Consider the following 21,780-nt stretch of genomic DNA (forward strand, 5'->3'; position numbering starts at 1 on the left):
GCCACCCCCGCGGTGGCAGGGTGGTCCCGTGCGCCGGCCATCGCGTCCCTCCCTGCGCCGGTCCCGGCTGGTGCGACGGCTGTTCGTGCTGCAGGTGGTGACGGTGCTGCTGACCGTCGGGAGCCTCACCGCGCTCGGCGTCGTCGGGGCCCGGGAGCTGGAGCACGACGCCGCGGCCCGGCTCACCACCGCCACCGCGCTGAGCGTGGCCGCGGACCCGGAGGTCGTCGAGGCGCTGCGGGCCGGCGGCGACGTGGACGCGCTGTCCGCGCGGCTGCAGCCGGTCGCCGAGCGGATCCGGATCGCGACCGGCACCAGCTTCATCGTCGTCATGTCCCCGGACGGCATCCGGTACAGCCACTACGACCCGACCCGGATCGGCGGCCCCTACCAGGGCAACATCGCCCCGGCGCTGGCCGGGCGCACCGACACCGAGATCTACCCGGGCACCCTGGGCCCGTCGGTCCGCACCGTCACACCGGTCGTCATGGACGGGCGGATCGCCGCCGTCGTCTCGGTGGGGGTGCTGCAGACCCGGATCTCAGACCTGGCACTGCGCTGGCTGCCCGCGATCGTCGTCGCCGCCGGGACCGCCCTGCTGCTCGGGCTCGGGCTCGCCGCGCTGCTGGCCCGGCGGCTGCGCCGGCAGACCCTCGGCCTGGAACCCGAGGAGATCACCGCCGCCTACACCCATCACGAGGCGGTGCTGCACGCCGTCGGCGAGGGCCTGCTGGTCGTCGACGGCGACGGCCGGCTGGTCGTGGTGAACGCCGAGGCGCTGCGGCTGCTCGCCCCGGCGGACCCCCGCGACGCCGCCCCGGGGCGGCCGCTGTCCGGGCTCGGGATCGATCCCGCGGTGCTGTCCGTGCTCCGGCGCGGGCTGCGCGAGAACCTGCACGACGCGACCGCGCTCGCCGGGGAGCGGATGCTGCTGGTCAACAGCAGGCACGCCGGTCCGGCCGCAGGCCCCGGCACCCGGGTGTTCACCCTGCGCGACCGCACCGAGCTCGCCGGGGTGCTGCGCGAGCGGGATCTCGCCCGGGACAAGGTCGCCGCGCTGTCCGGTCAGGCACACGAGTTCGCGAACCGGCTGCAGACCGTGCTCACCCTGATCGAGCTCGGCGACACCTCGGACGCCGCCGCCGCGGGTTCCGCGGCGCTCGACCGGACCCGCGGCCCCGGGGCACGGGTCACCGCCGAGGTCCACGACCCGGTGCTCGCCGCCCTGCTCGCCGACAAGGCCTGGCAGGCCGCCGAGTACGACGTCGCCTTCGAGGTCACCGACGCCTGCGATCCCGGCGTGCTGCCCGACCAGCGGCTCCCGTTCGCCGCCGACGATCTCGTCTCGCTGGTCGGGAACCTCGTCGACAACGCCATCGAGGTGGTCGCCGAGCTCCCCCGCGACACCGAGCGCCGGGTCTCGGTCACCCTCCGCACCACCGGCGACGAGCTGCTCGCCGAGGTCGCCGACAGCGGTCCCGGGGTGCCCGAGGAGACCGCGAGCGAGCTGTTCACCTTCGGGTTCAGCACCCGCGCGACGCCGGAGGGCCGGCCGCGCGGGATCGGGCTCGCCCTGGTCGACCGGATCACCCGGCGGCTCGGGGGGACGGCCGCCGTCGGGACCCGGGACGACGGCAGCGGCGCCGTCTTCACCGTCCGGCTCCCGCTGGTGGGGCGGGCCCCGGCGCCCGGTCCCACGGGCTCGCCCTCCGTGCACTGACCGCCGGGTGCGACACCCCGACCGGCCGCCCGGGCCTCCGGTTCGCTCAGCCCCGCACCGCGCCGGGCACCGCCCACCGCCCCGACCAGGTCCGCCACCCCACCGCGACCAGCCGGATCACCATGAAGGCGGCGAGCCCGGTCCAGATCCCGACCAGCCCCCAGCCGAGGAGCAGCGACAGCCAGATCAGCGGCAGGAACCCGCCCAGCGCGGCGAGCAGCGTCGTCGTGCGCAGGAAGGCGGCGTCCCCGGCGCCGAGGAGCACGCCGTCGAGGGCGAAGACCACCCCGGCGATCGGCTGCAGCGCGGTGAAGAACCACCACGCCGCCGGGATCGTCGCGAGCACCAGCGGGTCGGTCGTGAACACCCCCGGCAGTACCGGGTAGAGCGCGGCGAACACGACCGCGAAGACGCAGCCCAGAAGCAGCCCGTAGCGGGTCACCCGGGCGGCGACGGCGCGGGCCCGCACCGTGTCGGCGGCGGTCCGGGCGGCGCCGAGGGCGGATCCGACGAGCGCCTGGGCGGCGATCGCGACGGCGTCGAGCACCAGCGCCTGGAACACCCACAGCTGCAGCACGATCTGGTGCGCGGCGACCGATCCGGCCCCGAACCGGGCGGCCACCGCGGTCGCGGACAGGAAGCACGCCTGGAAGCCGAGCGAGCGGATCACCAGGTCGCGGCCCATCGTGGCCTGGGCGCGCAGCACCGCGGTGTCCGGGGCGAGCCGGACCGGATCGGACGCAGGCGCCCGGCGCCGCTCGACGGCCAGCGCCCGCAGGAAGAACGACGCCGACACGGTCTGGGCGACGACGTTCGCGACCGCCGAGCCCTCCAGCCCCCAGCCGTCCCAGTCCCCGGCGCCGTGCACCAGGAACGGGCACAGCACCGCGGACAGCGCGTTGCCGGCGATCACGTAGCGCATCGGGCGCACGGTGTCCTGCACGCCGCGCATCCAGCCGTTCCCGGCGAGGGTGATCAGCACCATCGGTGCGCCGAACAGCGCGATCCGCAGCCAGCCTGCGGCCCCGTCGGCGATCTCACCGCTGCCGGCGAGCGCCCGGGTGACCGGCCCGGCGACCAGCTGCCCGATCCCGATCACGAGCAGCCCGACGGCGACCGCCAGCCACGTCGCCTGCATCCCCTCGGTGACGGCGGCGGACCGGCGCCCGGCGCCGTAGAAGCGCGACGCGCGGGCCGTCGTCCCGTAGGACAGGAACGTCAGCTGGGTGGTGACCTGTGCGAACAGCACACCGGCGACGGCCAGGCCGGCCAGCGGGACCGCCCCGAGCCGGCCGACGACGGCGGTGTCGACGAGCAGGTACAGCGGCTCGGCGGCCAGCACCGGCAGCGCCGGGACGGCGAGCCGCAGGATGTCCCGCGCCCCGCCGGGGGTGCGGGTGCGTCCGGGCACCGGTCAGCGTCGGGGACGGCGGCAGAGGAAGCAGAACGCCGGTGGGACGTTGCGCCACACCGTCCGGGTCATCACGACCTCGTCGAACGTCTCGGTCAGGGTCGCCCGGAACCGGCGGGCCGAGGACATCGGCAGGGTGTGCGAGTAGGCGAAGGTGGTGAAGGCGCCGGTGTCGCCGATCACGTCGACCACCTGGCCGAGGATCTCCCGCTGGCCCTCCCGGTCGAACAGCGACCAGGGCAGCCCGGAGATCACCGCGTCGACCCGCTCGATGCCGCGCTCGGCCAGCAGCTCCCCCAGCTTGCGGGCGTCACCGTTGATCACCTCGACGTCCGGGTGCCTGCGCTGCAGGTAGCCGGCCATGCCCGGGTCCAGTTCGACGGCCAGGTGCCGCCCCTCCGGGGACAGCCGGCGGGCCACCTCCCCGGTCACCGCCCCGGTGCCGGGACCCAGCTCGACGACGACGGGCCTGCCGTGCCCGGGCGCGACCCGGGCCAGCTTCTCGGACAGACGCCGCGAGCTCGGCCAGACGGCGCCGACGCGCACCGGGTTGCGGACCCATGCACCGAGGAACTCCCGCCACCCGCTGCTGTCTCCGTGGCCGTCCGGGGCCGGAACGGGCTGCGAACTCACACGAACCTCCTGAGGTGATCGGCGGACACGCTACGGCGCGCAGGGACCGCGCGCGGGACCGGCCCGGTTCCTACCGCGCCCGGATGGCGTACCGGTGTACGCCGGTGGGCGGGCGGTGGTCAGCCGGTCGCGCTCGCCAGCTCGGCGCGCAGCAGGGTGAGGAGCTCGTCGCGGGTGCCGCCGCGCTCGAACCCGGCCGCGGCCGGGTGCCCGCCGCCGCCGAGCGCGGTCGCCACCCGGGACAGGTCCGGGGAGCCGGTGCCGCGCAACGACACCGACCACATGTCCGGCTCGCTCTCGGTGAGCAGTGCGGCCACCCCGTCGCCCGCCGTCGCGAGCAGCTGCCCGACGACGGTGAGGGTCTGGTCCCGGAACCGGGTGGCGGTGTCGACGTCGACGGCCGCCCACACCAGCCCGGCACCGCCGGCCGCGGCGGGCTCCCGCCGCGCCCCGGCGAGCACCGCGGCCTGGGCGGCCAGCCAGCCGAACGGGCGGGTCCCGGTGAGCTCGCGCATCAACCCGCGCGGTTCGGCGCCGGCGTCGACCAGTTCCGCGCCGAGGCGCAGCGCCTCCGAGCCGCCCCAGCGGAACCCGCCGGTGTCGGTGTAGAGCCCGGCGAACAGCGCGCGGGCCAGCACCGGATCGAGCTCGGTGCCGAGCTCGCCGAGGACGGCCCGGACCAGCAGCACGGTGGCCGGCGCCGCCGGATCGACCAGGTGCCGGGTGGCGAACGGGGTGAACGACGCGTGATGGTCGACCGCGAGGGACTCCCGGGCGGTGTCCAGCCGGCCGGCCAGGTCACCGAGCCGGTGCGCCGACGACACGTCGCAGGTCACCAGCAGGTCGGGCGCGGCGGGCGCGCTCGTCGACGGGACGACCAGGCCGTCCGGATCGAGGACGGCGAGGCTCGCCGACACCGGATCCGGCCCGCCGAAGGAGACGGTGGCCGGTACGCCCGCCCGGTGCAGCGCGGTGGCGAGCGCGATCGCGCTGCCCGCGGCGTCGGCGTCCGGCCGGACGTGCCCGACGACGAGCACGTCGCGGGCCGCCCGCAGCACCGCCGCGGCCCCGGCCGGGTCGACCGGGCCGGGACCGGGCAGCGGCTGGTCCGATCCGGGCCCGCTCACTCCGACTCGGAGTCGCGCGGGGCCCGGTAGGGATCGGCGTCACCGGCCGGCGACGCCGACGCGGCCAGCCGGGCCACCTCGGCGTCCGAGGCGCGGGTGCGGGCCAGCAGCTCCTCCATCCGCCGGGCCTCGTCCGGGACCTGGTCCAGGACGAAGGCGAGGCTGGGGGTGTGCCGGACCCCGGTCTGCTGGCCGACCCGGCTGCGCAGCACGCCGGTCGCGCTGTCCAGCGCGGCCGCGGCGCCCGCGGTGTCCGGTGCCTCGTCCAGCGACGCCCCCATCACGGTGTAGTAGACGGTCGCCTCCCGCAGGTCGCCGGTGACCCGGGTGTCGGTGATCGTGACCATCGACAGCCGCGGGTCCTTGACCTCGTGTTCCAGCGCCTCGGCGACGATCTGCGAGATCCGCTTGGCGAGCTTGCGTGCGCGCGCGTGGTCGACCATGTCGTGCTCCTTCCACCGGCATTTCCGCGGCAGAGTCTATGCGCGGCGGCCGGTCGGGTGGCGCGCGCGCAGCGTCGGTTCAGTCGTCGGTTCGGTCGTCGGCCCAGCGATCGGCCCGGTCGTCGGCCCAGCGATCGGCCCAGGCATCGGCCCGGTCGTCGGCCCGGTCATCGGCCCGGTCATCGGCCCGGTCGCAGGTTCGGTCATCGGCTCAGTCGTCCGGGCCGATCAGCCGGGTCCGGGCGGACAGCAGTTCGAGTTCGGGACGGCCCGCGACCAGCCGCTCGCAGCGCTCCAGCAGGGCCCGCGCGTGCGCCGGGTCGCCGGACACACAGCTGACCCCGATCAGCGCCCTGCGGTACAGCTCCTGGTGGCCGGCCTCGGCGGCCGCCACCTCGAACCTGCGCAGCTCGGCCAGCAGCGGGCGCACCACCGACCGCTTCTGCTTCAGCGACCGGACGTCGCCGAGCAGCACGTCGCACTCCAGCGCGCCGACGTACATCGGACCTCCACGACGGGTGGACGGGAAACAGGCGGGGCGGCCGGTGTACACCGACCGCCCCGCCTGGCTGACCTGGGTCAGGCCCGCGGCTTCTCCCGCATCTCGAACGTCTCGATGACGTCGTCGACCTTGATGTCGGAGTAGCTGCCGAGCGTCAGACCGCACTCGTAGCCCTCACGGACCTCGACCACGTCGTCCTTGAACCGGCGCAGCGAGGACACCGGGAGGTTCTCGTGGATCACCCGCGAGTCGCGCAGCAGGCGCGCCCGGGCGTTCCGGCGGATCTCCCCGGAGGTGACGAGGCAACCGGCGATCGTGCCGAACTTGGAGGACTTGAAGACCTCGCGGACCTCCGCGCGGCCCAGCTCGACCTCCTCGTACTCCGGCTTCAGCATGCCCTTGAGGGCCGCCTCGATCTCGTCGATCGCCTGGTAGATCACCGAGTAGTAGCGGATCTCGACGCCCTCGCGGTTGGCCAGCTCGGTGGCCTTGCCCTCGGCACGGACGTTGAAGCCCATGACGATGACGTTGTCCGCGATGGCGAGGTTGATGTCGCCCTCGGTGATACCGCCGACGCCGCGGTGGATGACCCGCAGCTCGACCTCCTCACCCACGTCCAGCTTCATCAGGGCTTCCTCGAGCGCCTCGACGGTGCCCGAGTTGTCACCCTTGATGATCAGGTTGAGGGTGTTCGTCTCCTTCAGCGCGGCGTCCAGGTCCTCCAGGCTGACGCGCTTGCGACGGGACGCCAGCTCGGCGTTCCGCTCGCGGGCACGCCGCCGGTCGGCGATCTGGCGCGCCACCCGGTCCTCGTCGACGACGAGGAACGTGTCGCCCGCACCCGGGACCGACGTCAGGCCGATGACCTGCACCGGACGCGACGGGAGCGCCTCGGTGACGTCCGCGCCGTGCTCGTCGATCATCCGCCGGACGCGCCCGGAGGCGTCGCCCGCGACGACCGAGTCGCCGACCCGGAGCGTGCCGCGCTGGACCAGCACCGTGGCGACCGGGCCGCGGCCGCGGTCCAGGTGACCCTCGATGGTGACGCCCTGGGCGTCCATGTCGGGATTGGCCCGCAGGTCGAGCGCCGCGTCGGCGGTCAGCAGGATCGCCTCGAGCAGGGCCTCGATGTTGGTGCCCTGCTTCGCGGAGATGTCGACGAACATGGTGTCGCCGCCGTACTCCTCGGCCACCAGGTTGTACTCGGTGAGCTGCTGACGGATCTTGTCCGGGTTGGCGCCCTCGACGTCGATCTTGTTGACCGCGACCACGATCGGCAGGTCCGCCGCCTGGGCGTGGTTGATCGACTCGACGGTCTGCGGCATCACACCGTCGTCCGCCGCCACCACGATCACCGCGATGTCGGTGGACTTCGCACCACGGGCACGCATGGCGGTGAACGCCTCGTGACCCGGGGTGTCGATGAAGGTGATGAGCCGCTCCTCGCCCTCCAGCTCGGCCGGCACCTGGTACGCGCCGATGTGCTGGGTGATGCCGCCGGCCTCGCCCTCGCGGACGTTGGCCTTGCGGACCGTGTCCAGCAGGCGCGTCTTGCCGTGGTCGACGTGACCCATGACGGTGACCACCGGCGGCCGGGCCGCCAGCGCGTCCTCGTCGCCGAGGTCGCCGAACTCGATGTCGAACGACTCGAGCAGCTCGCGGTCCTCCTCCTCGGGGGACACGACCTGGACCCGGTAGTTCATCTCCTGGCCGAGCAGCTCCAGGACCTCGTCCGACACCGACGCCGTGGCGGTGACCATCTCACCGAGGTGGAACAACACCTGTACCAGCGATGCCGGGTTGGCGTTGATCTTCTCCGCGAAGTCGGTCAGCGACGCACCGCGGGGCAGCCGGATCGTCTCGCCGTTGCCCTTGGGCAGGCGGACGCCGCCCACCGAGGGCGCGGCCATCGAGTCGAACTCCTGGCGCTTCTGCCGCTTCGACTTGCGACCCCGCCGGGCGGGACCGCCGGGACGGCCGAACGCACCCGCGGCACCGCCGCGGCCACGACCGCCGCCACCACCGGGACGGCCACGGAAGCCGCCACCGGGAGGGGGTCCACCGGGACCGCCGCCGCCGGGACGGAAACCGCCACCGCCGCCGCCGCCACCGGGACCGCCGCGACCGCCACCGGGGCCACCACGACCGCCACCGGGACCGCCGGGGCCACCACGGCCGCCGCCGGGGCCACCACGGCCACCGGCGCCGGGCCGGCCCGCGGCCGGACGCGCGGGCATCATGCCCGGGTTCGGACGGGGCGGCATGCTGTTCGGCGACGGACGCGGGCCACCGGCACCGGGGGCACCGCCACCGGGACGCGGCGGACGCGGCGGGGCCTCACCGGAGCGTGCGGCCGGCGCGCTCGCGCCACCGCCGCCCTGCTGACCACCCTGCTGCGGCGCGGCCGGACGCGGGCCGGGCTTCGGCGAGCCCTGCCCGACACCGAACGGGTTGTTGCCGACCCGCGGCTGGCGCGGACCGGGCTTCGGCTGGCGGGCTCCGCCGTCACCACCCTGGCGCGGGCCGCCCTGGCCCTCGCCGGGACGACCGCCCTGCGGCGCCTGCCGGGGGCCGGGACGCGGACCCGGCTGACCGGTGCGCGGAGCGGCCGGGACCGACGCGTCGGCGGCCGGGGCCTGCGGCTGCGGGCCGGGCTTCGGCGCGGCCGGGCCGGGGCGCGGTGCGTCGGTCCGGGCGGCGGGCTGCTCGGGCCGGGCCGCCGGAGCGTCCTGGGCCGGGCCGGCCGGCCCGGCCGCGCCGGGGCGCCGGCCGGCCTTCGGCGCCGGACGCGAGGGCGAGGACGCCCCCGGGGTCGGGCCGGGCTTCGGGGCGCTCGGGCGGGACGGCGACGGGGCGCCGGAACCGCCGCGCGGCGCTGCGGCGCCGGGGCCACCGGCACGCGGGCGACCGGCGCCGGGGGCACCGGAGCCGCGGCGCTGACCGCCACCGGCGTTGCCGCCGCCTGCGGCCATCGCGTCGCGCAGCTTGCGCACGACGGGGGCCTCGACGGTGGATGAGGGGGACTTCACGTACTCCCCGAGGTCCTGCAGCTTGCTGAGGACCTGCTTACTGCTGATTCCGAGCTCTTTCGCGAGCTCGTGCACGCGGGCCTTGCCTGCCACTGCTCTCCTTGTCCTGACCGGAGGCCGGGCGGCAGCATCCCGCTCGACCTCGAACCTAGTGTCGAAGCACGTTCATGGTGCGATCTTCACTGCTGGCTCATGACTGGTCGACCTTGCTTCCTTCCGATGACGGGCCGGGGAGGCTCCCTGACCCCTGCTGATCCTGGATCCGGATCCGTACGGCCGTGGCGTCCAGTGGAGCTCGGACGCGCAACGCCCGGCTGAACGCCGAGCGGCGCTCGGCGCGGTCCAGGCACCCCGTCGCGGGGTGCAACCAGGCACCCCGGCCGGGGAGGCGGCGGCGAGGATCCGGGACGAGATGTCCGTTCTCCGCGACCACCCGCAACAGTGCGTCGGCCCGTTCCCGGGTCCGGCACCCCACACAGGTCCGGATCGGGATCGACCGGGGACGTGCGGGCGACGGACCGCGACCGCGGACCGTCTGTGAGTGTAGCGCAGAGGACGGACCGGGCATTCCCTCGCCCGCCCCTGCCGCACACCCGGCTACGACGACACCTCGACCGGGTCACCGCCCGGGCCGACCGGGTCGCGCGGGTCCGCGTCGCTCCGGATGTCGATCTTCCAGCCGGTCAGCCGGGCGGCCAGGCGGGCGTTCTGCCCCTCCTTGCCGATCGCCAGCGACAGCTGGAAGTCCGGGACGACGACGCGGGCGATCCGGGCGCGCTCGTCCAGCACCGTGACCGAGACCACCTTGGACGGTGAGAGCGCGTTGCCGACGAACTCGGCGGGGTCCTCGGACCAGTCGATGATGTCGATCTTCTCGCCGGCCAGCTCGGCCATCACGCCGCGGACCCGGGCGCCCATCGGACCGATGCACGCGCCCTTCGCGTTGAGCCCCGGGCGGGTGGAGCGGACCGCGATCTTGGACCGGAAGCCGGCCTCGCGGGCCACCGACACGATCTCGACGGTCCCGTCGACGAGCTCGGGGACCTCCAGCGCGAACAGCTTGCGGACCAGGTTCGGATGGGTGCGCGACAGCGTGATCGAGGTCCCGCGCGGGCCGCGGTTCACGCCGATCACGTAGCAGCGGATCCGGTCCCCGTGCCGGTAGACCTCGCCCGGCACCTGCTCGGCCGCGGGCAGCACGGCCTCCGTCCCGCCGGACCCGCCGAGCGCCACGACGACCATGCCGCGGGCGTTCGCCCGGGCGTCGCGCTGCACGACCCCGGCGACGATCTCGCCCTCCTTGGTGGCGAACTCGCCGTAGGTGCGCTCGTGCTCGGCGTCCCGCAGCCGCTGGACGATCACCTGGCGGGCGGTGGTCGCGGCGACCCGGCCGAAGCCGTCCGGGGTGTCGTCGAACTCGGGACCGGGGGTGCCGTCCTCGGCCCGGTCGGCGGCGTCGCGGGCGAGCACCCGGACGACCCCGGTCTTGCGGTCGATCTCGACCCGGGCGTCCGGATGGTGGCCGTCGGTGTGCTTGTAGGCGGTCAGCAGCGCCGTCTCGATGGCGTCGAGCACCGTCTCGAACGGGATCTCCTTGTCCCGCTCGATGGCCCGCAGCGCAGGGATGTCGACGTTCACCGGTTCTCCTCGTTCGCGCTGTCCGTACTTCCCTCGCCGGCGCCGAGCAGCGCGGCCTCGCCCGCCGGGGCGGGCTTGAACTCGATCTGCACCTGGGCGTGCTCCACGTCGGCGTAGGCGATCTCGCGCAGCTCCGGCTTCCGGCCGGGCACCGCGACCTCGACCCGGTCGTCCCCGGCCCGGCCGATCCTGGCCTCCAGGGTGTCCCCGCCGGTCAGAGTGATCCGCGCCAGGCGCAGGAAGTTCCGCTGCCAGTGTCGGGGACGGGTGAGCGGCCGGTCCACCCCGGGCGAGGTGACCTCGAGGGTGTAGGAGCCCTCGATGAGGTGCTCGTGCGGGTCCAGCTCGGCGGCGGCGGTCCGGCTGAGCCGGGCGATGACGTCCAGGTCGATGCCGGTGGCCGGGGAGCTCTCCGGCAGGTCGACGACGAGCTTCACCGCGTGCCGCCTCCCGGCGGTGCGGACCTCGACGGCGTCGATCTCCAGCCCGGCCTCCAGGACCACCGGCTCGAGCACGCCGCGCAGCTGGTCTGCCAGCGCTGCGGGGTCCGGACTGCGCATCGGGTGACTCTCCTCGTGATCGCGTCGGTCGGCGGCCGTCGGGATGCCGACCCGGCCCGCACCGTCGCGACCGCAGCCGGGCACCCCGCTGCGCGGCGTGTCTCGGGTACGGGCACCGTCCGGCTCGGGCGGACGCGGACGACGGCAGGGGACGGCCGATGAGCCTAGCGCGTTCGATCGGGGCGCCCGCGGTCGCGGTGCGGTCCTCCGATCCCCCGTCCGCACCACCCGGTCGGTGACGGGCGGGCGCACCCCGGCTGGCAGCATGACCGTTCGTGAGGGACCGGAGACGTGCGGTGGCGGGTGCGGCCGGACCGGTGCTCGACCGCCGCCGGGTGCTGGCCTCGGTGGCCGCGGTCGTGGCGCTGCCGCCGGTGCTCGCGGCCTGCTCGCCCGGCACCGACCGGCGGGCCGACGCGAGCGAGGCGCTGCTGGCGATGGCCGACGCCGCCCGGCGGGACGCCGCGCTGGCCGCGGCCGCCGTCACCTCGGACCCGGCGCTGGCCGGCCGGCTGGAGCCGCTGCGCGCGGCCCGGCTGGAGCACGCCGCCGCGCTGGACCAGGCGGGCGGGCGGCCGCCCGGGTCGGCGCCGGTCCCGGCGACCCCGCCGTCCGCGGACGTCGCCGCCGTCCGGGACTCGGTCGACGGCTCCGCCCGCACCGCGGGCGAGGTGGTGATCGAGGCGTCCGCGCTGCAGGCCGGGCTGGTCGCCGAGGTGGCCGCCTGCTGCGCCGCGTACGTGGTGGCCCTGCAGTGAGCCGCACAGCAGTGATTCGCACAGCGCCGGGCCGCACGGGGACAGGAGGCAGCCGGTGAACCGCCATCTCGCGCCCGCCCAGGACGGCGGCGCCGAGCAGCCGTCCGCCCAGGTGGCGAAGGAGGCGCTGCAGCGTTCGCTGGCCGGTGAGCACGCCGCGATCTGGGCGTACTCGACGGCGTTGGCGTTCCTCCCGCCGGATCTCGCGGGCCGGGCCCGCGCCGAGCTGGAGGCGCACCGGACGCTGCGCCGCGAGGTCAGCGAGGCGCTCACCGAGCTGGGCGAGCGGCCGGTGTCGGCGCAGCCGGCGTACACCCCGCCGCAGCCGGTGGTCGACGAGCTGTCGGCCAGCGCGCTGCTGGTCACCGCGGAGACCGACACCGCGGCGGCCTGGCGGTCGCTGGTCGAGCGGGCGCCCAGCCGGGAGATGCGCCAGGCCGGGCTCACCCGCATGATCGAGTCGACGGTGCGGTGCGCGTTCTGGCGCGGCGCGACCGAGCAGAGCCCGGCGATCCCGGTGTTCCCCGGCCGGGGCTGACCCGCCGGACGGATCAGGCTCCGGCAGAGCCGCAGACAAGCCGCCGACAAGCCGCCGACCGGCCGCGGATCAGCCGCGCAGCGCCGCCGCGGCGAGCTCGACGTCGTCGGTGGTGTTCGTCAGGTGGAACGCCAGCCGGGCCGCGCCGTCCCGCACCGCGGCGGTGATCCCGGCCCGGGCCAGCCGCTCGGCGGCGCCCTCGGTGCGGACCGCGACGATCGCCGAGCCGGCGGGCGGCATGCCCAGCCGCTCGCGCAGCGCGTCGGCCAGCCCGGCGCAGTGCTCGCGCAGCGGCTGCGGATCGAGCGCGGCCAGCCAGGGGACCGTGACGGCGGACCCGACGTGCGCGAACCACACCGGCGCCTCCTCACCGCCCGCCGGACCGGGCCGCCCCGGCGGATCGGGGGTGTACAGACCGCTTCCCCACCGGTCCTGGGCGCCGTACCAGCCCGCGCCGTGCCGGACGACGTCCGGCCAGCGCCCGCCCGGACCGTCCACCCAGGACGGTCGCTGGGCCAGCCAGGCGGTGCCGCGCGGGCCGAGCAGCCACTTGTACCCGGCGCCGACCACGGCGTCCGCCCGGTGCAGCCGCAGCGGCAGCCAGCCGGCGGCCTGGGTGACGTCGAGCAGCAGCCGGAACCCGGACCGCTCGCGGGCCGCGAACAGCGCGTCCAGGTCGGCGATCCGGCCGTCCGCGGACTGCACCACCGACACCGCGACCAGATCGTGCCCCGGCGCCCGCCCGGCCAGCTCCTCGAGCGGCGCCTCGGTGATCCGGACGCCGCGGTGCGCCTGCATCGCGAACGGCCGGGTGACGCTGGCGAACTCGCCCCTCGCGACCAGCACCCGGGCGCCGTCCGGGACGGCGGCGGCGAGCGGCCCGAGCAGCCCGGACACCGTCGCGCCCTGGGCGACGTCGGCGACCGGCACCCCGGTGATCGCGGCGAACCCGGCCCGGGCGGTCGCCACGGCGTCGTCGAAGTCGCGGGGTGCGGACCTGCCCTCGGCCCAGGCCCGGACCGCGTCGGCGACCGCGGCGGACGCGTCCAGCGGCGGGATGCCGATGCTCGCCGTGTTGAGGTAGCCGGGGCGGAGCGGCAGCTCGCGCCCGAACACCGTCGTCGTGCGTTCCACGCTGCCCGACTCTAACGAGGGTCCTAGGGTCCGGAGGGTGCACAGCGAGCTGATCGACATCCGTACCGGTTCCGAGGAGGCCGTGGTCGACCTGACGACCCGGATCGAGCGATTCCTGGCCGACGCCGGCGCCGGTGACGGGCTGCTCAACGTCTTCGTCCCGCACGCCACGGCCGGGATCGCCGTGATCGAGACCGGCGCCGGCAGCGACGCCGACCTGCTCGCCCAGCTGCGCGAGCTGCTGCCGGCCGACGACCGCTGGCGGCACCGGCACGGCAGCGCCGGGCACGGCCGGGACCACGTGCTGCCCGCGTTCGTGCCGCCGTCCACGACGATCCCGGTGATCGGCGGGCGGCCGGCGCTGGGGACCTGGCAATCGGTCTGCCTGGTCGACACCAACGTCGACAACCCGACCCGGTCGGTGCGCCTGACGCTGCTCCCGGGCTGACGACGACCGCCGGACGACCCGGTGCCGCCGCCCGGCGGTGAGCCGTCGGTCCGCCGGCGCGGTCGGTCGTAGGCTGCGCCGGTGAACTCCGGCCGGACGTCGACGACCGGCCGTCCGGGTGCGGCCGCACAGGCCCGCCCGGGCGAGCCCGCTCCCCCTTCCGGTGTACGCCGGCTCCGTCCGGTGCTCGCCGCGCTGGTCGCGGTGCTGCTCGTCGCGGGCACGGTCGCGGCGCTGACCGGGATCGGCGACGCCCCCGCGGCGCCGGCCGCGGCGCCCCCGGCACCGGCCGCCCCGGCACCGCCGGACACGTTCGCGGTGACACCGCCGGACGGCTGGACGGCCGCCCCGGCGGGTGCGCCGCCGCTGGAGGTGTTCGGGGTGCCGTTCACCCGGCTCGCCGAGGTGCCGCCGTTCGCGGCCGGGCAGTGCCCGGCCGATCCGGCGCCGCGCGGGGTGGCCGCGGCCGCGCTGGTCGCCGTCCCGGCCGGGACGAGCGTCGAGGAGGCGGCCATGGCGTTCGCCCGCGGCGCCGGCGAGGCCGCCTACGCGGGCGCCACCCCGCAGGTCGCGGTCGGCCCGGCCGGTCCGCGCCCGGGGCCCGACGGCGCCGAGGACGGCGTGTGGGTCGAGGCGACCGTGCGCACCGACGGGACGGCCGCCGGGCAGGCCGGCTGCCGCGCGACCGACGGCACCGTCGGGGTGCTCGCGGTGCCGCGCACCCGGGCCAGGGACGGCTCGACCGGGGTGGCGATGCTGGTCGTCGCCGCCGACGCCGCGGGCGGGCCGGGCGATCCGGTGAGCCGGGCGGCGCCCGGCGAGCTGGCGGCGTCGGCGGTCCGCCCGGGCTGAGCCCGGGCGGAGGGCCGCATCCGGCCCCACGCCCGCCCGCCCCGGCGGCCGGACCGGGTGACCCGGCGGCCGGACCGCCGCGTCCGGTGTGTCCGGGGTGTCCGGTGCGGGTCAGGCGCCCCGGACGATCCCGGCGACGTGCTCGGCGACGCCCGCGCGGGCGATCTCGGTGCGCTCGCCGCTCGCCCGGTCCTTCAGCTCGACCTTCCCGTCGGCCAGCCCGCGCCCGACGACCACGATCGTCGGGACGCCGACCAGCTCGGCGTCGGCGAACTTCACGCCCGGCGACGCCTTGCGGTCGTCGAGCAGCACGTCCAGGCCCTGCCGCTCCAGCTCGGCGGCGATCTCCTCGCCACCGGCCAGCAGCTCCGCGGACTTGCCCGCGACGACCACGTGCACGTCGTAGGGCGCGACCGTGCGCGGCCAGACCAGGCCGTGCTCGTCGTGGCTCTGCTCGGCGATCACCGCGACCAGCCGGGAGACGCCGACGCCGTAGGAGCCCATCGTGATCCGGACCGGCTTCGAGTCCGGGCCGAGCGCGTCCAGCCCGAACGCGTCGGCGTACTTGCGGCCGAGCTGGAAGATGTGCCCGATCTCGATGCCGCGGGCCGCCTCCAGCACGCCCTCGCCGTCCGGCGACGGATCACCGGCGCGCACCTCGGCGGCCTCGATCGTGCCGTCCGGGGTGAAGTCCCGCCCGCACACCAGGTCGACGACGTGGTGGTCGGCCTTGTCGGCGCCGGTCACCCACGCGGTGCCGGTCACGATCCGCGGGTCGACGAGGTAGCGGACGCCGTTCGCGGCCAGCGCGCCCGGCCCGATGTAGCCCTTGACCAGGAAGGCGTTGCGGGCGAAGTCGGCCTCGTCGAGCAGCGCCACCTCGGCGGGCTCCAGCGACGCCCCGAGCCGCTTCAGGTCGACCTCGCGGTCCCCGGGGACGCCGACGCCGAGCAGCTCCCAGTCCTTCGCCCCCGGTGCGCGGGTCTTGACCAGCACGTTCTTCAGGGTGTCCGCGGCGGTGAAGCGGCGCTCCCCGGCGGCGTTGAGGAAGTCGACCAGGGTGTCGATGGTCGGGGTGTCCGGGGTGTGGTGCACCTGCGCGGCGGGCAGCCCGTCGAGCGGGATCGCCGGGGGCGCAGGCGTCGTCACGGCCTCGACGTTCGCCGCGTACCCGCCGGGCCCGCGGACGAAGGTGTCCTCCCCGGTGGGCGACTCCGCCAGGAACTCCTCGGAGGCCGAGCCGCCCATCGCGCCGGAGGTGGCCGCGACGATCACGTAGTCCAGCCCGAGCCGGTCGAAGATCCGCACGTAGGTGTCGCGGTGCCGCCGGTAGGACTCGGCCAGGCCGTCGTCGGACAGGTCGAACGAGTAGGAGTCCTTCATCAGGAACTCGCGGCCGCGCAGGATGCCGGCGCGCGGCCGCTCCTCGTCGCGGTACTTGGTCTGGATCTGGTAGAGCACGACCGGGAAGTCCTTGTAGGACGAGTACTCGCCCTTCACCGCGAGCGTGAACAGCTCCTCGTGGGTGGGGCCGAGCAGGTAGTCGCCGCCCTTGCGGTCCTGGAGCCGGAACAGGTTCGGGCCGTACTCGGTCCACCGGTTCGTCGTCTCGTACGGCTCGCGCGGCAGCAGCGCCGGGAACTGGATCTCCTGGGCGCCCATCGCGTCCATCTCCTCGCGCACGACGGCCTCGATGCGGCGGAGCACCTTGAGGCCGAGCGGCAGCCAGGAGTAGACGCCCGGGGCGACGCGACGGACGTAGCCGGCGCGGACCAGCAGCTTGTGGCTGGGCACCTCCGCGTCGGCCGGGTCCTCGCGCAGGGTCCGCAGGAACAGCGACGACATCCGGGTCAACACCCGCAGCAGCGTAGCGACGACCCCGGTGCCGCTTCACCCCGGTTCTCCCCCGGGTCCGTGAGCGGGAACACGCCGGGCCGCCCGCGGGTTGCCCGGACATGGGTGAGGAACAGCACGAGCTGCTCGAGAAGGCGGCACAGGGCACGCTGGCGACGATCAAGCGCAGCGGCATGCCGCAGCTGTCGCCGGTCACGCCGCACTACGACCGGGCGGCCGGGACGATCCGGATCTCGATGACCGAGGGCCGGGCGAAGACCGCGAACCTGCGCCGGGACCCGCGCGCGGCGCTGTCCGTGGAGAGCGCGGACGGCCGGGCCTGGGCGACCGCCGAGGGCCCGGTCGAGATCGCCGGCCCGGACGACTCCCCCGACGGCCCGGCCGTGCAGGCGCTCGTCGACTGGTACCGGGACGCCGCCGGCGAGCACCCGGACTGGGACGAGTACCGCCAGGTCATGGTCGCCGACCGGCGAGTGCTGGTGACGATCCGGGTGCAGCGCGTCTACGGCGAGCGGGTCTGAGCGGGCCCGAGCCGGCCTGAGCGGGCCTGACGCTCAGGAGTCCAGGAGCTCGGCGAGCAGCCGGGCCACCGTCGGGGTCTCGACCAGGAAGCCGTCGTGGCCGTACGGCGAGTCGATCACCTTGAGCGGATCGGCGTTCGGGATCCCGGCGGCCAGCTCCTCCTGCTCGGCGAGCGGGTACAGCCGGTCCGAGGTCACCCCGGCGACGAAGGTCCTGGCCCGCACCCGGGCCAGCGCGGAGGCGACGCCGCCGCGGTCCCGGCCGACGTCGTGGTGGTTCATCAGCTGGGTCAGCCGCACGTAGGACGCGGCGTCGAACCGGTGCACCAGCTTGGCCGCGTGATGGTCCAGGTAGGACTCGACGGCGTAGCGGCCGCCGTCGAACGGGTCCTCGGCGGCCTGCGGGTCGCGGCCGAACCGGGTCGCCAGCTCGTAGCCCGAGCGGTAGCTGAGGTGCGCGATCCGGCGGGCGATCCCGAGCCCGCGCCACGGCCCCTCCGGCAGCTCGTGGTAGTCGCCGCCGTGCCAGTGCGGGTCGGCCCGGATCGCCTCGATCTGCGGGTTCGCCCAGCCGATCTGGTCCGCCGACGACGCGGCGGGCCCGGCCAGCAGGAACAGCCGCGCCACCCGGTCCGGCTCGGTGGCCGCCCACTCCAGCGAGCGCATCGACCCCATCGAGCCGCCGATCACGCAGGCGAACGCGTCGATGCCGAGCGCGTCGGCCAGGTACTGCTCGGCGGCCACCGTGTCCCGCACGGTGACCACCGGGAACCGGCTCCCCCACGGCCGGCCGTCCGGCGCCGCCGACGCCGGCCCGGTGCTGCCCTGGCAGCCGCCGATCGCGTTGGGTGCGACGACGAACCAGCGCGCCGGGTCCAGCGGGCCGCCGGGCTCGATCAGCCCGGGCCACCAGCCCGCCGTCGGGTGCCCGGGGCCGGCCGGGCCCTCCAGGTGGGTGTCCCCGGTCAGCGCGTGCAGCACGAGGACGGCGTTCGACCGGTCCGGGGCGAGCTCGCCCCAGGTCTCGTAGGACAGCCGCACCGCGGGCAGCTCACCGCCCGCCTCCAGCTTCAGCGGGGCGGGCAGGTCCAGGAACCGTCGTCGGCCGGGGTCGTCCCCCTCCCGCCACGCACCGGTGGCGGGAGGGGGCGGTGTGGTTCTCACGTCCAACAGAAGATCAGGCGCCCTTCGACGCCCGGAAACCGGCGTCCAGGTCCGCCTTGATGTCCTCGATGCCCTCCAGGCCGACCGAGAGCCGGACCAGGCCCGGGGTGACGCCGGAGGCCAGCTGCTCCTCGGCGGACAGCTGGCTGTGCGTGGTGGACGCCGGGTGGATCACCAGGCTGCGGACGTCGCCGATGTTGGCGAGGTGGCTGTGCAGCTCCAGCGCGTCGACGAACTTCTTGCCCGCCTCGACGCCGCCCTGCAGCTCGAAGGCCACGATCGCGCCGCCGCCGCGGGGCAGGTACTTCTGCTGCGCGGCGTGCCAGGGCGAGGACTCCAGGCCGGCGTAGTGCACCTTCTCGACCTCGTCGCGCGCCTCCAGCCACTCGGCGAGGGCCTGCGCGTTCTGGTTGTGCCGCTCGATCCGCAGGGACAGCGTCTCGATGCCCTGGATGATCAGGAAGGCGTTCTGCGGGGAGATCGCCGGGCCGAGGTCGCGCAGCAGCTGCACCCGGGCCTTGATGATGTAGGCGATCGGCCCGACGGCGTCGGTGAACACGGCGCCGTGGTAGCTCGGGTCCGGGGTGGTGAGCCCGGGGAACTTGTCGGCGTTGCCGACCCAGTCGAACTTCCCGGAGTCGACGATGATGCCGCCGATCGAGGTGCCGTGGCCGCCGAGGAACTTGGTCAGCGAGTGCACCACGATGTCGGCGCCGTGCTCGATCGGGCGGACCAGGTACGGGGTCGGGACCGTGTTGTCGACGATCAGCGGCAGCCCGGCCGCGTGCGCGACGTCGGCGACGCCGCGGATGTCGAGCACGTTGCCGCGCGGGTTGCCCAGGGTCTCGGCGTAGAGCGCCTTGGTGTTCGGCCGGATCGCGGCCTTCCACTCCTCGAGGTCGTCCGGGTTCTCGACGAAGGAGACCTCGATCCCGAGCTTCGGGAACGTGTAGTGGAACTGGTTGTAGGTGCCGCCGTAGAGCGAGGCGCTGGAGACGATGTGGTCCCCGACCTCGGCGATGTTCTGCACCGCGAGGTGCTGCGCGGCCTGCCCGGAGGCGACGGCGAGCGCGGCGGCGCCGCCCTCCAGCGCGGCGACGCGCTGCTCCAGCACGTCCTGCGTGGGGTTCATGATCCGGGTGTAGATGTTGCCGAACTCGGCGAGCCCGAACAGGTTCGCGGCGTGCTCGGTGTCCCGGAACGCGTACGACGTCGTCTGGTAGATCGGGGTCGCCCGGGCACCCGTCGTGGGGTCCGGGGCGGCGCCGGCGTGCACCTGCTTGGTCTCGAAGGACCAGGATGCGGTCTTGTCGGGGTCGGTCATGAGGAACTCCTCGGTATCGGCCGTCACCGTCGGCGGTCGGATGCCGGTCCGTGCGGGACCGGCGGGAGGACGCCTGCGGCGTCGGCGGTCGGGTCGGCGGAGGGATGCGGCCGGTGCGGTCGCCGCACCGGCCGGGTCGAGCACGAGGTCAGCGACAGGGGCGACAGGTCGCGCTCGTGATCCGCATGAAGTCGACGTGGAGGCGCGCCACGAGGCAGGTCACGCCCGGAAACCTAGTCCGGTACTCCGTCCGGCACAACGCCCCGGTCGGGCGCGACGACACAGCCCCGGTAGGGCGCGACGACACAGCCCCGGCCGGGCGCGATGACACGGCCCCGGCCGGGCGGGGTGACAGGGCCCCGGCGGCGGTGTCCGGTGCGCGCCGGGGCCGTCCGCCGGGCCACTAGGGTGGCGACCCGTGCTCGTGCTGCTTCCGCCCTCGGAGACCAAGCGCCCCGGCGGGGACGGCGCCCCGCTGGATCTGGCCGCGCTGTCCCACGACGCCGAGCTGGGCGCGGCCCGCAAGGAGCTGTGCGACGAGCTGGTCGCGCTGGCCGCGGACGTCCCGGCCGCCCGGGCCGCGCTGGGCGTGTCCCAGCGCCAGGACGCCGAGATCGGGCGCAACGCCGCGCTGTGGAGCTCGCCGACGCTGCCCGCGCTGGACCGCTACACCGGGGTGCTCTACGACGCGCTCGACGCCGGCTCGCTGACCCGGGCGACCCGGGACCGGGCCCGAGCCCGGCTGGCGGTCTGTTCGGCGCTGTTCGGGCTGCTCGGCGCCGACGACCCGATCCCGGCCTACCGGCTCTCGGCGGGCTCGAAGCTGCCCGGTGCGGGGACGCTCGCCGCGCGCTGGCGGCCGGTGCTGGATCCGCTGCTCGGCCGGATCGCGGGCGGTGAGCTGGTGGTCGATCTGCGTTCCGGCGGCTACGCGGCACTCGGGGCGGTGCCGGGCGCGGTGACGGTGAACGTGCTGGCCGAGCGCCCGGACGGCTCGCGGTCGGTGGTCAGCCACCACAACAAGTCGCACAAGGGCGGGCTGGCGCGGCTGCTGGCGACGTCGCGGGCCGAGCCGGCCGATGCCGGGGCCGTCGCCCGGATCGCCCGCCGGGCCGGGCACGTCGTGGAACGCACCGGCGACCACCTGGACCTGGTGATCCCGGCCTGAGACCGGCCCCGGTCAGCTGAGCGCGTTGACCGCGCCGAGCGCGAGCGCGCCGAACGCGATCCCCCAGACGACGACGGTGACCACCTGCCAGATGATCACCTGCTGCCGGTTCAGCCCGGCCGCGACCATCGCGAACGCGGTGATCGAGATGGCCAGCAGGCTCGGGGCGGCGAGCGAGGCGATCGGCACGCCGTAGCGGTCGACGCGGGCGAGCAGCTTGCGGCGCCGCTCGCTCTGCGGCTTCGCCGTGCCGCTCGTGAGGCCCCGCCGGGCCCGGTCCCCCAGCCAGACCGCGACGGCCAGTGCGATCAGGTTGCCGACCACCGCCGCCGTCACCGCGAGCGCCACCGGCATCCCCGCCACGACCCCGATACCGGCGCCCGCGTAGGACTCCAGGAACGGCACGATCCCGATCACCAGCACGGCGAGCACCTGCACCAGCGGGTGCAGGGTGTCGACGAACGCGTTCAGCTGCTCGATCATGACACCATCGTGCCGGGCGTCGCGTTCACCCGGAACGTCCGGTTGTCACCCGTTCACCGCAGCGTTGCACGGGGTAGCCGTGACAGATGTCAGATGTCCTGCGGCACCGCCGGATGCGGAGCGCGGCACGGGGCGTACGCTGATCTCACGAGTGCCCGGCCACCCAGCTGCCGGGCCGAGCCTTCCCATCACGGAGCGCGCGCAGCGAGGACGCCCAGCCGCGCCCGGGCCCGTCGGCCGAGCACCCGCTTCCGAGGTCTCCGCAGGACGTGCCACGTCACGCGAGGAGACCTGTGACCAGGCCCCAGTTCCGCCCGCCGTCGTCCGACGCGGGTCACACCACCGACGCACGGCCGTCCCGCCGCCGGGCCACCCGGCCCGCCGGGGCGACCGCATCGGCGGCCCCGGCCGGCGAGCGGCCCCGTGCCGACCGCGCCGAGGCCGGCGGCGGGCAGCCCGGCCGCGGTCCGCGC

22 protein-coding genes are annotated in these 21,780 nt (G+C 75.5%); 8 read left to right on the forward strand and 14 right to left on the reverse strand.

Annotated features, from left to right (window positions below; all coding sequences use genetic code 11):
* Positions 1 to 28 precede the first annotated feature (28 nt).
* Complete coding sequence (locus tag ABD160_RS19925) at positions 29 to 1,720, forward strand: sensor histidine kinase (protein ID WP_344024659.1); 1,692 nt, start codon at positions 29 to 31, stop codon at positions 1,718 to 1,720.
* Positions 1,721 to 1,766: 46 nt separating this feature from the next.
* Here the strand turns inward: ABD160_RS19925 and ABD160_RS19930 are convergent, their stop codons facing one another.
* From ABD160_RS19930 to rimP, 9 genes are all read right to left on the reverse strand, one after another.
* The gene (locus tag ABD160_RS19930) at positions 1,767 to 3,131 is read right to left on the reverse strand and encodes an MATE family efflux transporter (protein WP_344024661.1); all 1,365 of its coding nucleotides are present in this window, start codon (positions 3,129 to 3,131) and stop codon (positions 1,767 to 1,769) included.
* 3 nt (positions 3,132 to 3,134) lie between these two features.
* Positions 3,135 to 3,764 carry a class I SAM-dependent methyltransferase gene (locus tag ABD160_RS19935; protein ID WP_344024662.1) on the reverse strand — a complete coding sequence of 210 codons (630 nt, stop codon included), beginning with the start codon at positions 3,762 to 3,764 and terminating at the stop codon, positions 3,135 to 3,137.
* Positions 3,765 to 3,883: 119 nt separating this feature from the next.
* Positions 3,884 to 4,891, reverse strand: a complete 1,008-nt coding sequence (locus tag ABD160_RS19940; RefSeq protein ID WP_344024664.1) for a DHH family phosphoesterase — start codon at positions 4,889 to 4,891, stop codon at positions 3,884 to 3,886.
* Positions 4,888 to 5,334, reverse strand: coding sequence for a 30S ribosome-binding factor RbfA (gene rbfA, locus ABD160_RS19945; RefSeq protein WP_344024666.1), 447 nt, complete (start codon positions 5,332 to 5,334; stop codon positions 4,888 to 4,890). The genes ABD160_RS19940 and rbfA overlap by 4 nt, the downstream gene beginning before the upstream one ends.
* 211 nt (positions 5,335 to 5,545) lie before the next feature.
* Positions 5,546 to 5,836 (reverse strand): DUF503 domain-containing protein, encoded by a 291-nt coding sequence (locus ABD160_RS19950; protein ID WP_344024668.1) that lies wholly within the window; start codon positions 5,834 to 5,836, stop codon positions 5,546 to 5,548.
* A gap of 77 nt (positions 5,837 to 5,913) precedes the next feature.
* Positions 5,914 to 8,958 carry a translation initiation factor IF-2 gene (infB, locus tag ABD160_RS19955; protein WP_344024670.1) on the reverse strand — a complete coding sequence of 1,015 codons (3,045 nt, stop codon included), beginning with the start codon at positions 8,956 to 8,958 and terminating at the stop codon, positions 5,914 to 5,916.
* A gap of 97 nt (positions 8,959 to 9,055) precedes the next feature.
* Entirely contained in the window at positions 9,056 to 9,433 is a 378-nt protein-coding gene (locus tag ABD160_RS19960) for a YlxR family protein (protein ID WP_344024671.1), read from the reverse strand.
* 29 nt (positions 9,434 to 9,462) lie between these two features.
* Positions 9,463 to 10,503 carry a transcription termination factor NusA gene (gene nusA, locus ABD160_RS19965; RefSeq protein WP_344024673.1) on the reverse strand — a complete coding sequence of 347 codons (1,041 nt, stop codon included), beginning with the start codon at positions 10,501 to 10,503 and terminating at the stop codon, positions 9,463 to 9,465.
* Positions 10,500 to 11,063, reverse strand: coding sequence for a ribosome maturation factor RimP (gene rimP / locus ABD160_RS19970; protein ID WP_344024675.1), 564 nt, complete (start codon positions 11,061 to 11,063; stop codon positions 10,500 to 10,502). The genes nusA and rimP overlap by 4 nt, the downstream gene beginning before the upstream one ends.
* A gap of 275 nt (positions 11,064 to 11,338) precedes the next feature.
* Between rimP and ABD160_RS19975 the strand changes: the two genes are divergently transcribed.
* Positions 11,339 to 11,821: a hypothetical protein gene (locus tag ABD160_RS19975; RefSeq protein WP_344024678.1), complete on the forward strand. Its 483-nt coding sequence runs from the start codon at positions 11,339 to 11,341 to the stop codon at positions 11,819 to 11,821.
* A gap of 55 nt (positions 11,822 to 11,876) precedes the next feature.
* Positions 11,877 to 12,359 carry a ferritin-like domain-containing protein gene (locus tag ABD160_RS19980; RefSeq protein ID WP_344024680.1) on the forward strand — a complete coding sequence of 161 codons (483 nt, stop codon included), beginning with the start codon at positions 11,877 to 11,879 and terminating at the stop codon, positions 12,357 to 12,359.
* A gap of 69 nt (positions 12,360 to 12,428) precedes the next feature.
* Here the strand turns inward: ABD160_RS19980 and ABD160_RS19985 are convergent, their stop codons facing one another.
* Positions 12,429 to 13,493: an aminotransferase class V-fold PLP-dependent enzyme gene (locus ABD160_RS19985; protein WP_344024682.1), complete on the reverse strand. Its 1,065-nt coding sequence runs from the start codon at positions 13,491 to 13,493 to the stop codon at positions 12,429 to 12,431.
* Positions 13,494 to 13,530: 37 nt separating this feature from the next.
* On the opposite strand from ABD160_RS19985, the gene ABD160_RS19990 reads away from it, so the two are divergent.
* Positions 13,531 to 13,941, forward strand: a complete 411-nt coding sequence (locus tag ABD160_RS19990) for a secondary thiamine-phosphate synthase enzyme YjbQ (RefSeq protein ID WP_344024684.1) — start codon at positions 13,531 to 13,533, stop codon at positions 13,939 to 13,941.
* A gap of 81 nt (positions 13,942 to 14,022) precedes the next feature.
* Positions 14,023 to 14,793: a hypothetical protein gene (locus tag ABD160_RS19995; RefSeq protein ID WP_344024686.1), complete on the forward strand. Its 771-nt coding sequence runs from the start codon at positions 14,023 to 14,025 to the stop codon at positions 14,791 to 14,793.
* Positions 14,794 to 14,904: 111 nt separating this feature from the next.
* Here the strand turns inward: ABD160_RS19995 and ABD160_RS20000 are convergent, their stop codons facing one another.
* A complete protein-coding gene (locus tag ABD160_RS20000; RefSeq protein ID WP_344024688.1) occupies positions 14,905 to 16,650 on the reverse strand; it encodes a proline--tRNA ligase in 1,746 nt (581 codons plus the stop codon).
* 98 nt (positions 16,651 to 16,748) lie between these two features.
* Between ABD160_RS20000 and ABD160_RS20005 the strand changes: the two genes are divergently transcribed.
* Positions 16,749 to 17,168 carry a PPOX class F420-dependent oxidoreductase gene (locus ABD160_RS20005; RefSeq protein WP_344024690.1) on the forward strand — a complete coding sequence of 140 codons (420 nt, stop codon included), beginning with the start codon at positions 16,749 to 16,751 and terminating at the stop codon, positions 17,166 to 17,168.
* A 33-nt stretch (positions 17,169 to 17,201) separates the two neighbouring features.
* On the opposite strand, the gene metX is transcribed toward ABD160_RS20005, so the two are convergent.
* Both metX and ABD160_RS20015 read right to left on the reverse strand, forming a co-directional pair.
* On the reverse strand, positions 17,202 to 18,332 hold the full coding sequence (metX, locus tag ABD160_RS20010) for a homoserine O-acetyltransferase MetX (RefSeq protein WP_344024692.1): 1,131 nt from the start codon (positions 18,330 to 18,332) through the stop codon (positions 17,202 to 17,204).
* A gap of 13 nt (positions 18,333 to 18,345) precedes the next feature.
* The gene (locus ABD160_RS20015) at positions 18,346 to 19,656 is read right to left on the reverse strand and encodes a bifunctional o-acetylhomoserine/o-acetylserine sulfhydrylase (RefSeq protein WP_344024693.1); all 1,311 of its coding nucleotides are present in this window, start codon (positions 19,654 to 19,656) and stop codon (positions 18,346 to 18,348) included.
* Between the two features lie 418 nt (positions 19,657 to 20,074).
* Here ABD160_RS20015 and yaaA point away from each other — a divergent pair, with 418 nt between their 5' ends.
* The gene (gene yaaA, locus ABD160_RS20020) at positions 20,075 to 20,824 is read left to right on the forward strand and encodes a peroxide stress protein YaaA (protein WP_344024695.1); all 750 of its coding nucleotides are present in this window, start codon (positions 20,075 to 20,077) and stop codon (positions 20,822 to 20,824) included.
* Positions 20,825 to 20,836: 12 nt separating this feature from the next.
* Here yaaA and ABD160_RS20025 read toward each other — a convergent pair whose 3' ends face one another.
* The gene (locus ABD160_RS20025; RefSeq protein ID WP_344024697.1) at positions 20,837 to 21,307 is read right to left on the reverse strand and encodes a hypothetical protein; all 471 of its coding nucleotides are present in this window, start codon (positions 21,305 to 21,307) and stop codon (positions 20,837 to 20,839) included.
* A gap of 293 nt (positions 21,308 to 21,600) precedes the next feature.
* On the opposite strand from ABD160_RS20025, the gene ABD160_RS20030 reads away from it, so the two are divergent.
* On the forward strand, positions 21,601 to 21,780 hold a 180-nt coding region (locus tag ABD160_RS20030), incomplete at its 3' end, for a hypothetical protein (RefSeq protein ID WP_344024699.1).

This window comes from Pseudonocardia kongjuensis, assembly GCF_039526905.1.
Lineage (GTDB): Bacteria > Actinomycetota > Actinomycetes > Mycobacteriales > Pseudonocardiaceae > Pseudonocardia > Pseudonocardia kongjuensis.

Excerpts from the sequence above, each read along its gene's own strand:
- ABD160_RS19960 (WP_344024671.1), bottom strand. The coding sequence starts at position 9,433 with ATGCCCGGTCCGTCCTCTGCGCTACACTCACAGACGGTCCGCGGTCGC.
- ABD160_RS19950 (WP_344024668.1), bottom strand. The coding sequence starts at position 5,836 with ATGTACGTCGGCGCGCTGGAGTGCGACGTGCTGCTCGGCGACGTCCGG.
- ABD160_RS20005 (WP_344024690.1), top strand. The coding sequence starts at position 16,749 with ATGGGTGAGGAACAGCACGAGCTGCTCGAGAAGGCGGCACAGGGCACG.
- ABD160_RS20025 (WP_344024697.1), bottom strand. The coding sequence starts at position 21,307 with ATGATCGAGCAGCTGAACGCGTTCGTCGACACCCTGCACCCGCTGGTG.
- ABD160_RS20015 (WP_344024693.1), bottom strand. The coding sequence starts at position 19,656 with ATGACCGACCCCGACAAGACCGCATCCTGGTCCTTCGAGACCAAGCAG.
- rimP (WP_344024675.1), bottom strand. The coding sequence starts at position 11,063 with ATGCGCAGTCCGGACCCCGCAGCGCTGGCAGACCAGCTGCGCGGCGTG.
- rbfA (WP_344024666.1), bottom strand. The coding sequence starts at position 5,334 with ATGGTCGACCACGCGCGCGCACGCAAGCTCGCCAAGCGGATCTCGCAG.